The organism is Methylotuvimicrobium sp. KM1, assembly GCF_044788715.1.
Taxonomy (GTDB): domain Bacteria; phylum Pseudomonadota; class Gammaproteobacteria; order Methylococcales; family Methylomonadaceae; genus Methylotuvimicrobium.
In genome coordinates this window covers 1,920,785-1,933,478 of record NZ_CP173170.1, presented here as the reverse complement: position 1 = coordinate 1,933,478, position 12,694 = coordinate 1,920,785, and the positions used below count along the sequence as shown (strand labels likewise).

8 protein-coding genes are annotated in these 12,694 nt (G+C 47.1%); 5 read left to right on the top strand and 3 right to left on the bottom strand.

The genetic code is table 11. From position 1 onward, the window contains the following. Positions 1–282: 282 nt before the first annotated feature. From ACINK7_RS08175 to ACINK7_RS08165, 3 genes are all read right to left on the bottom strand, one after another. Positions 283–1,134, bottom strand: a complete 852-nt coding sequence (locus ACINK7_RS08175) for an SdiA-regulated domain-containing protein (protein WP_404360851.1) — start codon at positions 1,132–1,134, stop codon at positions 283–285. Positions 1,135–1,626: 492 nt separating this feature from the next. Further along, positions 1,627–2,544: a hypothetical protein gene (locus ACINK7_RS08170; RefSeq protein WP_404360850.1), complete on the bottom strand. Its 918-nt coding sequence runs from the start codon at positions 2,542–2,544 to the stop codon at positions 1,627–1,629. A 232-nt stretch (positions 2,545–2,776) separates the two neighbouring features. After that, positions 2,777–2,950: a hypothetical protein gene (locus ACINK7_RS08165; RefSeq protein WP_404360849.1), complete on the bottom strand. Its 174-nt coding sequence runs from the start codon at positions 2,948–2,950 to the stop codon at positions 2,777–2,779. A gap of 137 nt (positions 2,951–3,087) precedes the next feature. Between ACINK7_RS08165 and ACINK7_RS08160 the strand changes: the two genes are divergently transcribed. The 5 genes from ACINK7_RS08160 to mtaB all read left to right on the top strand — a co-directional run bounded on the left by ACINK7_RS08160 (position 3,088) and on the right by mtaB (position 11,929). Continuing rightward, positions 3,088–3,849 (top strand): hypothetical protein, encoded by a 762-nt coding sequence (locus ACINK7_RS08160; RefSeq protein WP_404360848.1) that lies wholly within the window; start codon positions 3,088–3,090, stop codon positions 3,847–3,849. 597 nt (positions 3,850–4,446) lie between these two features. Next, positions 4,447–7,848, top strand: coding sequence for an ATP-binding protein (locus ACINK7_RS08155; protein ID WP_404360847.1), 3,402 nt, complete (start codon positions 4,447–4,449; stop codon positions 7,846–7,848). A gap of 248 nt (positions 7,849–8,096) precedes the next feature. Next, positions 8,097–9,080, top strand: coding sequence for a response regulator (locus ACINK7_RS08150; RefSeq protein WP_404360845.1), 984 nt, complete (start codon positions 8,097–8,099; stop codon positions 9,078–9,080). A gap of 333 nt (positions 9,081–9,413) precedes the next feature. Beyond that, positions 9,414–10,643, top strand: coding sequence for a nucleoside recognition domain-containing protein (locus ACINK7_RS08145; RefSeq protein WP_404360843.1), 1,230 nt, complete (start codon positions 9,414–9,416; stop codon positions 10,641–10,643). Then, on the top strand, positions 10,643–11,929 hold the full coding sequence (gene mtaB, locus ACINK7_RS08140; RefSeq protein ID WP_404360841.1) for a tRNA (N(6)-L-threonylcarbamoyladenosine(37)-C(2))-methylthiotransferase MtaB: 1,287 nt from the start codon (positions 10,643–10,645) through the stop codon (positions 11,927–11,929). Before ACINK7_RS08145 ends, mtaB begins: the two co-directional genes overlap by 1 nt. The last annotated feature ends 765 nt before the right edge of the window (positions 11,930–12,694 follow it).

Genomic DNA, 12,694 nt, shown 5'->3' with positions numbered 1-12,694 from the left:
AGGGGCTTTTGATTTATGATTTTTTAATGATTCCGCTCACGGAGCAATTGTTACTCCCTACAACTAAAGCAAGCCAGAAAACTTGGCTTTTTGGAAAAGCGGTCGGGTTACTTTTCAAGGCTAATACGCAGACTACGACAGGCAAATAGGTGAGCTTATTTTTATTATGAACCCATTTTTTGCTCAACACTTCCAACGCTCAAGCACATACCGTCCTGCTTCTTTTTATCGCCTACGCCGAATGATTTCAATTATCTGTTAATAGCGAGGCTGCGAAATCTATCAACCCGGACTCCGTTCCAAAACTAGAAATTGATTTGGCTCTCCGACCACATAAATTCGGCCGTCGTCATCAACAGCCACGCCTTCCGGTTGCCATAGCCAGCCAATCAAACCCAATTTTCCTTCGCGTAAACTGAGCCGCGATAATTCCCGCCCCTGCATATCGACGACATGCAGACTGTCGGAGGATTCACTCAATATCAATAACCTATCTTCCTTCCCAGGCAATACACTCAATCCGGCATAATCCCTTACCTTCAGTCGCATAGACAATAATCCTGACAAATCTACGCCCATACCCCGCCCATCAACTGGCTGATGCAAAATGCCGGGAGGCGTTTCTTTCACCGCAAATAAGCCAAATTGTTGCGACCACGCTACGCCTTCGATACCGCTATTGTCATCATCTTTTTCTGCCAGATTAAACCTTACAGACTGATCGTGCGATATCGATTCTGTTGCCTCAGTGATTTCCACCCGCATCAGGTTGTAGAGATTTTCTTCGGCAATCACAAAAAAATTATCATACAGGTAGGTTATGGACTCGGTATCCCGAAAACCGGGTAAATCAATTGTCCGCTGCAACTCGCCATTTTTATTGAGAACATGAATCTTACGGGGGTTATTGGTCACGGCATAAAGCAGACCCGATGGCGGATGATAGGTGATTCCCGAGAGATTTTCTCGGATGCCGTCGACACGTCGAGCAGGTCCAATCGGTTGATAGCGGCTCAGATCCCACTCCGTTTCTATTCCGCTTTTTAAAGGTGAGTAATCAGGAAAATGCCATGCAATCCATCCGGATATCAGTAACAACAGCAATAACAACCACAAACGTTTTTTTCCTGACACTGGATTTCATTACACCTTCGTAAATTTACACAAGTTCGGATTCTCGATTGTTTATGTTAACTCGAACTTAAATTAAAAATTAATAATATTTACAAACGGGAATCCACCATCGAATTCGCAACATGGCATTTATGCTGTTTCGATCCGTTCAAAGAAACAGAAAACAACCTAATAATCCTAAAAAAGCATTTCACTATAAAGAATATAAAGTTAATTCAATAACTTGCTGTGGAACTTGTATAGAGCACTCATTCAAAAGGTTAGCGAGAACGCTTAGGTAATATCTTGAAATTTTTCAGGAACTTCATGTACTTCATGGTTAAACTGCCAAATTTAGGATAATGACACCTAAAAACCAAAACATCGCACCAAAAAGCAACCCTTTTTTGCTTATTTGCAGGTGATCCAGGCGCCTCCTCTGGCACTGACGAAATTTGAAGTGCGGAAGGTATATTAAGGTCTACTACCGACTACCCCGTTAGCTTTTTAATTTCAAATTTTTAAGATTTCCTCCAACGGCACCAAGTTTAGTTTGATTCTGAATAGAATCTGCCTATTTTCCAGCACCCCGTAGCATTCGTAAGAACGCAACAAGATTCTAGTGTTATTGAGGGTATTGTTTTTGGACTCCGGCAGTTGTTTGACCAATATATAAACTTTATCGTTGTTTTTCAGTTGCCCGACCCAATGACGGTCGATCGATAACTCATGCGAGGTATAGACCATTGGATTAGCCTTGAAATCGTGATTCTCCAGTTGGGCCTTTTCTAGTAAGACTCCGGAAGTTAAGCTGCAAGGAAATATTTCAGGATAATGGGCAACATCGGCGAGTTCGTCAAAATAATCAGATTGCTCGGCCAGAGAGCCCGATAGAAAATTTTTGACATTGCCATTGTGCATCCATTTTCGCATTAAAAAGTAATCGCTGCCCGGCACCAGGGTTTTATCGGCAACCGTATGCAGATCCGGCAAGCCGTCTAAATCAGTATTCGCTAAAAACAGCGGCGCTTGGGTTTCTTTTTTATAGCCGAGCAAAATCGTTTTGCCTTGCGACTTTATGACGACGCGGTTAGTCAACGTCAAATCGGGAATCGTGTTAATCAAGGTTTTTTTAATTTCCAGCGAAAATTCCTGGCTCGGCCGTAAGGCATTGACGAAAATAATCTGGTAATTGCTAAATCGCAATTGTTTATCGGCTATGATCTGCTCCTCATGCTGCGCCTCGCGGTACAGTCGCATCTGGTATTCGATCAGTGTGTTCAACTGAAAACCCAGCACGATGGGGCCTTTAAATGGATTATGAGTAATCTGCAACCATTTGTGTTTATCGTGAAACAGGTTGAAGTCGTCGGAAGCATTTCGTGCGACTTCAATATGAATTTGTTCAAAAGTAAACAATTGCTCTTTCATGCTTAATTAGCCGCGATAATTCGAAAACGATCATTTTAGTTGCGGATTGAGATTAATCGGAAAGTTTTTTCACATAAACATAATCGACTTCGGTTTGAAAAAAGAGGCCCGGTTACCATTCTTATCGGGCGCCATCAATCAAAAAAAGTAACCTGACCCCTTTTCGTTTGACCCCTTTTCGTTTATTTAGCCTATCGGGTAAATGACGTATACCGAAATACCGGTAGGCATTCTAAAGTGCTTCAAGCTTTATTAAACACGCTCGCAGTGTACCGGCCAAAACCGTAACGGATACATAGTTTTGGTGTGTCGATATGCCGAATGACTCGATACTAAAATCGCTGATAATCAAATCGGTTACCAAGCGATCGAATTCGATTTGGCATCGCTGTTGCTTAATTTTCATTGATCGCACCCATTTTCATTTTTTGGCTTCCCTCTCCCCTGAACTTTTCCTAAGAGAGTGGAAGCGATTACGCCGAAATTTGAAGTGCGAAAGGCATAAAGAAGTAAATTTTTATTTTTACCAATCATAGGATAGCCATGATCGAACCGTTGCATCACCTAAAATCAAGCGTTTTCATAGCTCTTTCGGTTATCGCGACAACCTTAACCGGATGCACGATAGGCCCCGATATGAAACGAGCGCCGATCGATGCCGCTTCGGTAAAGCAAATCTTTTTCGATATCGAAGCGGCCGGCTATCAAGCCGATGACACGGCGAAGCATGAAATGGCCGACTCAATCGCAAGTCATTTAAACGAATGGGGTTATACCATCGGCATTGATGCCGATAAACCCGCCGACCATCGGATGCAGGCAACGATCGAAGCCGTCAAGAACGGTAGCACCCCGACCGGTTTTTCATTTACTGCCGGAAATTCCGACCCGCGAGCCGTAAATTTTCAAAAAGCGGAAATCGTGCCGGTAACCTGTAAACTAATCTCGACCGAGAACAGTAACGAGTCGGCGGACTATACGATGGAATTTATCGCAAAACCGCTTTCAGGGGGCGAAAAACGCTCGCGATTGATCGACCAAGTGAGCACCGTTTGCCTGAATTTGTTGAAATCGCTCAAGGTTCAACCGGAAGAACGTACGGATACGCTTCAAGCGATCAGTCCCAGCTGGGCTCCGGATGTTTTAATCGAAACCGTTGAGGAACCGGAAACGCAAACCGAACCAGGCAAGCCCGAGCCCTCCAAGTCAAATGACATTGATGTCGAAAAGAAAAGCTATAAACAAATTACGATCCATAACCAAGGTTCGCCTGTTATTTTGAAACTCGGCCATGAAAGAAAATAAATCGGAATTATCGCGCTCGTTTGTTAAATTTCCGATTTTTTAACCTAAAGAGAGCAGTTGAAAGTTCGCGGAATTTCATTCCTTATCTAATTTATCGATATGCAAAACGCTGCTGTAAAAATGCAGGTTCCGAAGAGGGTGCGGTTGCTCGATCGACAGGCGTCGGCGGCAGGGACAGCCGCCGTCGAGCCTACATGGATGTATTCACGGCGTCCTGTCGGGCGAGTGGCCGCACCCTCCCCACGCCCCGAACTTTCATTTGTTGGGCGATTGCCGGGCCTTCATGAGCGTTAGGTTTAAAATTTACCTCTGCACTTTCCCTTTCGGGGAGAGCGCATGATGACAATGTTCGATATGCACAAGGTATAGGAAAACCTTGCTCCGCCCACTGCCCTTTTTCCGCAGCACTAATAATGTGCGTTTTTTCGTCATTCGCACCATATCAAAACACGCCGCCGCCTTTATTCGACACATGCGCACCGATCGGGTGCCGTCCGGCTCGAAAACAGTTTATTACAATTACGGCATATAAATTGCTGTAATTATTCATTGTTCAATGACTTGCTTTCAAAGCCGAAATCTCATGCTTGACTACCAATGAGCGCCCCAATTCATCAGAACATCTCGAAAATTCGCCGCGACTATAACGCCTGGGTTGTTAACGAATCTTTGGAAGATTACGCTCTGCGTTTCGCGCCGCGTAGTTTCCGCAAATGGTCCGAATTCCAAGTGGCTAATACGGCCTTCGGATCGACTTCGTTTCTGGTTTTGGAAGCCATTGGCGGTTTTCTGTCGATCAATTACGGATTTACCAACGCGTTCTGGGCAATTTTAGTGGTTGGCCTAGTCATCTTTATCACCGGCTTTCCTATTAGCTATTATGCCGCCAGGTATAACATCGATATAGACTTACTCACTCGCAGCGCCGGTTTCGGCTATATCGGTTCGACCGTTACCTCTTTGATTTATGCCTCGTTTACCTTCACGCTTTTTGCACTCGAAGCGTCGATCATGTCGCTCGCGCTCGAACTCTATTTTCAAATCCCGATCGCACTGGCCCACGTCATTAGCGCGGTGATAGTCATACCGCTGGTCGCATTCGGTATCACGACGATCAGTCGGCTGCAACTATGGACTCAGCCGATTTGGCTAATTTTGTTGATCGCACCTTATATCGCCGTTTACCGGCACGAACCTGAAGCACTACTAACACTCAAAACCTATTTTTGGATCGCCGGCAGCGGACGCGATTTCGACTGGCTGCTGTTCGGCAGCGCCGCGACGGTGGCATTTTCGATGATCGCTCAAATCGGCGAACAAGTAGACTTTTTGCGCTTCATGCCCGAAAAAACTCGGAAGAACCGCTTTCGTTGGTGGTTCGGCACCATTGCCGCCGGCCCCGGTTGGGTATTATTCGGAATGCTCAGACAATTAGGCGGTGCTCTACTCGCACATCTCGCATTGCGTAACGGCATCGCAGCGGAGCACGCACACGAACCCACTCAAATGTATTTAATCGCTTATAACGACCTATTCGGCAATCCGGCAATTGCACTGGCCGTCACGACGCTATTCGTCGTCATCTGCCAAATAAAGATTAACGTAACCAATGCCTATGCCGGCTCGCTCGCCTGGTCGAATTTTTTTTCGCGCGTGACGCACAGTCATCCCGGACGCGTCGTTTGGTTAGTATTCAATGTCTCGATCGCGTTATTGTTGATGGAGTTCGGTGTTTTCGGCGCTTTGGAAAAAGTGTTGGGTTTGTTTTCCAACATCTCGATCGCTTGGATCAGCGCGGTTGCTGCCGAACTAATGATCAATAAGCCGTTGGGCCTCAGCCCCAAAATCGTCGAATTCAAGCGCGCCTACCTGCCCGACCTCAATCCGGTCGGCATTATCGCAACCTTATGCGCGTCGATCGTTTCGATACTGGCCTACCTTGGCGCATTCGGCGATTATCCGCGCGCTTTCTCGGCGTTTATTTCGCTTGGCTTAGCTTTTATTCTTGTTCCTCTCATCGCAGTCGTTGCCGGACCGAAACAATATCTGGCCCGCGACAGGGACGAAAACAACAAAGCGTCTCATCAACACTGCAGCATTTGCGGTAACTCATTCGAGCAGGAAGACGTCGCCTATTGTCCCGCTTATCAAGGCAGTATTTGTTCGTTGTGCTGCACACTTGAGGCGCGTTGCCTGGATGCTTGCAAGCCCGGAGCACGACTCGACGATTATTTGGAAATAGTAGCCCGGCGCTTCATGCCGAAAACATTATCGCTACAGACTCGTTTGCGATTGCTGCGTTTTGGCCTGCTGTTTTTGTTTCTAACGGTATTAACCAGTATTTTTGTCGGAATTATTTATTATCAGGATTTATTGACCGCTCAGCCTTATTTGCCTGCTTTTCGACTGCTATTAGAAAATTTCGTCAAGATTTATGCGTCGCTGTTGGTTTTTATCGGTTTGTGTACCTGGTGGCTGATTTTGAACGATGAGAGCCGCCGTGTCGCCCATGAAGAAACGGCTAAACAAACGCAATTATTATTGATGGAAATCGAGGAGCATAAAAAGACCGACGTAAAATTGGCCCAAGCTTTAAGAATGGCCGACGCTGCCAATAGCGCGAAAAGTCGTTTTTTGAGCAACATGAGCCACGAAATCAGAACGCCGCTGAATAGTATCATCGGCTACGCCTATATTCTTCAAAAAGATCCGGAGATACCCGAACGCCGCCGACAAGCGGTCGCAACATTAAAACGCAGCGGCGAACATCTATCATCGCTGGTCGAAGATATTCTCGATATTGCGAGTATCGAGGCGCGTAAATTCGAAATTAAATCGGCGCCGTTTCATTTTCCGGCTTTTATCGATCATTTGGTGCGTGTCTACAAACCCCAGGCCGAATCAAAAGGTTTATCGTTTTGCTGCCAGTTCACCCATTCCCTGCCCCAGCGAATTCGCGGCGATGAAAAACGGATTGGGCAAATTCTGATGAATTTGCTCAGTAACGCCGTCAAGTTCACGGAAACGGGAGGCATTATCTTTCGCATCGGTTACAGCGGCGAGGTCGCCAACTTTCAAATTATCGACACCGGAAAAGGCATCGAGCCAAATCAATTGCAAAACATCTTCCAACCCTTCACACGAATACACGACAATGGCGGCAATGCCGTTTCAGGCAGCGGACTCGGGCTTACGATAAGCAAAATATTCGCCGAAATCATGGGTGGAGAACTGTCGGTCACGAGCGAGCCCGGTCGGGGCTCGGCATTCACGGTGCGCCTATTTTTACCGAATCAAGGCGCGACGCCGGAAGCCGTCAGAGACACTGACGTCCAAGGCTACTCGGGACATCGTAAACGCTTGCTCGTCGTCGACGATCAGGCCGAACACCGCGATTTAATCATCTCGATTCTGGAACCCCTCGGTTTCGCCATGGACGAAGCCGAATCCGGTAGAGCCTGTATCGACATCGTTTCGGACATTCCTTTCGACCTCATTCTACTCGATCTTTCGATGCCGGATATCGACGGTTTAGCAACTGCCACAAAGCTACGCGAGAAAGGTTTTAAAAACCCCATCGTTGTGCTGAGCGCTAACGCCTATTTAACGGACCGAATCACCGCAATCAACGCCGGCTGCAACGATTTTCTATCCAAGCCGGTAAACATTCGCGAGTTATTATACAAACTTGGTCTGCATCTCTCGCTGGAATGGATTCCGCACCATGATGACACGCATGTTTTGAATCAATCGGCAGATAATGCGATCGTATTCCCCCCGAAACAAGTAATCGACGAACTCGCCGGATTCGTTCGAATCGGCGATTTAACTGGATTGAAGACTCGATTAGACCCTCTAGCTTCGGAATACGCGCTATTCGTCGCCAAAATAAAAAAGTTGGCCTACGAATTTCAAATCGGGGAAATCAAAAAACTGCTGTTATCGAGTAACGATCTTGAAATTACGCGAGTGAAGACCGATTCGATCGATAAGATTTGAACTTGCGATTCTGAATATTCAGCCTTTATCCTAAATTTGGCAGTTTAACCATGAAGCACATGAAGTTCCTGAAGAATTTCAAGATATCACCTAAGCGTTCTCGCTAACATCTTGGCTGAGTTAATGTTCTATACAAGCTCATAGCAAGCTATTGAATTAACTTCATGTTCTTCATGGTGAAATGCTTTTTTAGGTTTATGGTCCTGCTTTTAACATTTATCAAAATGGCTTGGAATCAATTTTAAACTATGACTGCGGCAAATCATTCCGATAATAAGGGCACAGTATTGATCATCGACGATACGCCCGGTAATTTGGCGTTTTTATCCGACACGCTCTCGGAAGCCGGATATCGGGTATTAGTCGCCACAGACGGACTTTCCGCGCTTGAGCAAATCGACTTTTTGCCACCCGATATCATTTTACTCGATGTCGTTATGCCGGGAATCGACGGTTTCGAAACCTGTCGAAAAATAAAGAGCAACCCTGCAACATCCGACATTCCTATTTTGTTCATGACCGGCTTAGGCGAATTGGATAATCTTTTAAGAGGCTTCGACGAAGGCGGCTTAGACTATATCGTCAAACCGATCAAACCGAACGAAGTATTGGCACGAATCGAAGTTCATCTAACCCAAGCCAGAACGATCCTACGTGCCAAAACCGCGTTAAAGCATGCCCCGTTCGCCGCTTTAACTGTGGATAGCTCAGGGCGTATTACTTGGTTAACGCCATCCGCGGAAAAGTTGTTGAATCAATTAACCGAAAAACTTGAATCAGGCCCGCAAATCGAAATCGGCGCACTCCCTCCGAAACCGATTTCGGAATGGCTTCGAGAACAACTTCAGGCCGATCATATAGGCCGGAAATTACCTTCGGAAATAGATCACACACTCGGAGACTTATCGATCAAACTGTCTCGAAGCGCCGATTCCCATGAATTTCTCCTCTTATTACAAAATCGAGTAGACTCACGAGAATGGGATCTTGAGTCGCTGAAAGACTCCTTAGGCCTTACCTTGAGAGAAGCGGAAATACTAATGTGGATTTCTCGCGGCAAAACCAACAAAGAAATCGGCATCATCCTCGGCAGCAGTCCACGCACCGTCAACAAGCATTTGGAGCATATTTTCGAAAAACTCGGCGTTGTCACGCGAGCCGCCGCCGTAGCCATGGTCATGCAAAAAGCTTCCGCTCCAGCTCACGCTCCTTACCTACATCCATATAGGTAACGCAGCTATCGGACAAAAGTGCGCGTAAGCTTACCAGCAAATGTGACCGCGCGAAGGATACTAGCGAATACTCTATTCTGCGAACAAAATCGCAATTAAAAACTGTAGCGTCTGAAATAATCGTAACCGCTATCTTTTTATTATTTTAGGCTTTGAACTAAAATATAGCAGTAATAGATAGTCAATTTTCGATTGACCCCCACTTTAGGGCTGCCTGGAGGCAGCCCTCTTTTTCCCGATTTATCTCAGTCTCGGCTTTATCGCTAATCGGTGCATGTTATACTTCCGCTATTCTCATGTCCTCCGAACCTCGCGATAACACCATCGCCGATCATGCTGAACATCATCTGGATTTTCTTTTTTTTGAGCGCCTTCATGACGGCCGTCATCAAACTGATCGTTATGGGCGACCATCAGGTTTTCGAGCGCATCATGTCTTCGATGTTCGCGCTTTCAAAAACGGCTTTTGAAATATCGTTAGGTTTGACCGGCGTTTTGAGCTTATGGCTCGGTATCATGCGTATCGGAGAACGTAGCGGCTTCATACTCTTACTAACACGCGGCTTGACGCCGCTGTTCACGCGCCTGATGCCTGAAGTACCGAAAAACCATCCGGCCTTGGGCGCGATGGTCATGAATATCGCCGCGAACATGCTCGGTCTCGACAATGCCGCTACACCGCTCGGCATCAAGGCAATGAAGGAACTGCAGACCTTGAATCCTACCCCGAATAGCGCGAGTAACGCGCAAATCCTATTCCTGGTCATCAACACTTCGGCGGTCACTTTGTTTCCGGTGACGATTTTCACATACCGCGCACAATTGGGTGCCGCTAATCCGACCGACGTCTTCATTCCTATACTAATTGCCACTTATTTTTCAACCGTGGCAGGCTTGATTGCTGTCGCGGCGGTTCAGAAAATCAACTTGTTCGATCGAGTCGTTGCATTATATCTTGGCGGCTTCAGTATATTGATTGCTACCGTGGTCGGATATTTTTACCGGCTACCTAAGGAACAAATGCTCGAACAGTCCGCACTGATCAGCAACATCATTCTATTCACGTTGGTCATCGTATTTATCTGCGGTGCGATATACCGGCGAATCGACGCATACCAAGCGTTTATCGAAGGCGCAAAGGAAGGCTTTCAAACCGCAATCGGCATCATTCCATACCTGGTCGCAATGCTGGTCGGCATCGGCGTGTTTCGCGCGAGCGGCGCGTTGGATTTGGTGGCTGAAGGGGTTAGAGCACTGGTCAAAATGCTGTCTTGGGATGACCGTTTCATCGACGCATTGCCGACCGCGTTGATCAAACCGTTCAGCGGCAGCGGCGCGCGGGCGATGATGATCGATACGATGCAAACACTCGGCGCCGACTCATTCGCGGGACGTCTTGCCTCTATCGTGCAAGGCAGCACCGAAACGACCTTTTATGTTTTAGCCGTGTATTTCGGCGCAGTCGGCATCAAAAATATTCGCCATGCGGCCGCTTGTGGGATAATAGCGGACTTTTTCGGCATCTTAGCCGCCATACTCATTACCTATTGGTTTTTTGGATAATGTACGTACATCTTAAAACATTGGGCTGTCGTCTCAATGAAGCCGAGCTCGAAACTTGGGCTCAGGCCTTCCAACAAAAAGGCCATCAAATCACTCGCCAAGCCGAGAACGCGAATCTGATCGTGATTAATTCATGCGCGGTCACGCAAGATGCGGCACGTAAATCGCGCCAACTGATACGGCGTATACATCGCACCAATCCGGCTGCGAAACTAGTCGTCAGCGGCTGTTACGCCACACTCAACCGCGAAGAAGCCGAGCAATTGATGGGCGTCGATCTCATCGTCGGCAATCAAGACAAAGATAGTTTGGTCGCCAAAACCCTGACCGAACTGAACATGGACAGCATGCCGGCCATGTCGACCGAACCCGGCGAAGTCTCATTATTCAGCCGAGGCCGGCAACGCGCGTTTATCAAAGTACAAGACGGCTGCCGTTATCGCTGCACGTTCTGTATCGTAACGGTCGCTCGCGGCGAGGAAAAAAGCCGACCGATACGAGAAATCGTCTACGAAATCAATGCGCTACACAGCCAAGGCATCAATGAAGCCGTCATCACCGGCGTGCATCTCGGCGGTTACGGATCCGACACCGATCGAAGTCTGTCCGACCTGATCAAAGCAATTCTTAGCGATACCGATATTCCGAGACTCAGGCTGGGTTCTCTGGAGCCTTGGGAATTGCCAAACAATTTTGTCGAGCTTTTCGATAGTCCTCGCTTGATGCCGCATCTGCACCTACCACTGCAAAGCGGTTCGGATTCGGTGCTGCGACGCATGGCCAGACGCTGCAAAACCGAAGAGTTCAGTGAAATCGTGACCGGCTTGAGAACTGCGATTCCGCACTTCAACATCACGACCGACATCATCGTCGGTTTCCCAGGCGAAACTGAACAAGAATGGCAAGAAAGCTTCGATTTCATCGAAAACACCGGTTTCGGTCATATTCATATTTTCGCCTATTCGCGCCGCGAAGGCACGAAAGCCGCTACATTACCGAATCAAATACCGGAAACGATCAAGAAACAACGCAGCCGAGAATTACATTCACTCGCCGACATGATGAAACAGCAATTCCAAGTAGAAAATCTCGGACAAACCATACCGATACTTTGGGAAAGCCAAACCGAGTCCCTTGACAACGGTAAACATCGAATTTTCGGTTATACGCCGAATTATCTGCGAGTCAGCTGTGAGGTCGACGAACCCAAAGCGATTGAAAACCGAATTATCGATGCCAAGCTAATGGCGACCGATCACAATCATTTAGTTGCGACACTGATCTAGGAAATTTCTTCAGCGTTAAACCTAAAAAAGCATTTATAACCATCAATAGATGAAAAGTCGGCACCGGGGTGACCGTCAAAGGACGCCCTGTCGGGCGAGCGACCGCACTATCCCTCACACCTCGAACTTTCATTTGCCGGTGTAATGACAGCTTCTTCATGATCGTTAGGTTAGCACTCCCTTTTGATTGAAAAACCGTCTAAGAATAAAAGGTATGGGATGTGTCTATCGAGGACCGCCGTTCACCCAGCACCTAAATTATCTCAGATAGTTAACCATAGCCAATGGACTATGGAATTTAGGTGCTGGGTAAACCCATCCATGGGGGCTTGACGGCAGCAATCGAGCGCCAGGGATGGCGTGAATGCAGATTTTGCATTTACGCTACGGATGGCGTGTATTAGGGCACCAACAGTAGGCGCTTTAGGCGATGCAGGGCAGAAAAATGCTCCTGCATTTTCTGCATTCATTACATCCCTGTAACTCAGCAATTACCGAGGAGCAAAAATCTGCCCTGCTGCCGACATCCTCGCTAGCCACACCCCATACCTTCATAAAGTTAATTAATTTTTGAGTATAAAGGGAGTAGATATGGAGGCTGAGGTGTATTCGCCCAACACATTCCGCACCTTCCAAAAACTGCCCGTTTCTCCGGTCGGCTAGAAGTTTACAATACTTGAAACCAGATTCGACTTTATTCCGTTGAGTCGGTTGCTTTAGCCGTGCCGGTTGTTTATCTTAATCGACAACAAATAACTAGTAACG

Coding starts and splice junctions, on each gene's coding strand:
- ACINK7_RS08170 (WP_404360850.1), bottom strand. CDS start 2,544: ATGAAAGAGCAATTGTTTACTTTTGAACAAATTCATATTGAAGTCGCA.
- ACINK7_RS08165 (WP_404360849.1), bottom strand. CDS start 2,950: ATGAAAATTAAGCAACAGCGATGCCAAATCGAATTCGATCGCTTGGTA.
- ACINK7_RS08160 (WP_404360848.1), top strand. CDS start 3,088: ATGATCGAACCGTTGCATCACCTAAAATCAAGCGTTTTCATAGCTCTT.
- ACINK7_RS08155 (WP_404360847.1), top strand. CDS start 4,447: ATGAGCGCCCCAATTCATCAGAACATCTCGAAAATTCGCCGCGACTAT.
- ACINK7_RS08150 (WP_404360845.1), top strand. CDS start 8,097: ATGACTGCGGCAAATCATTCCGATAATAAGGGCACAGTATTGATCATC.
- ACINK7_RS08145 (WP_404360843.1), top strand. CDS start 9,414: ATGCTGAACATCATCTGGATTTTCTTTTTTTTGAGCGCCTTCATGACG.
- mtaB (WP_404360841.1), top strand. CDS start 10,643: ATGTACGTACATCTTAAAACATTGGGCTGTCGTCTCAATGAAGCCGAG.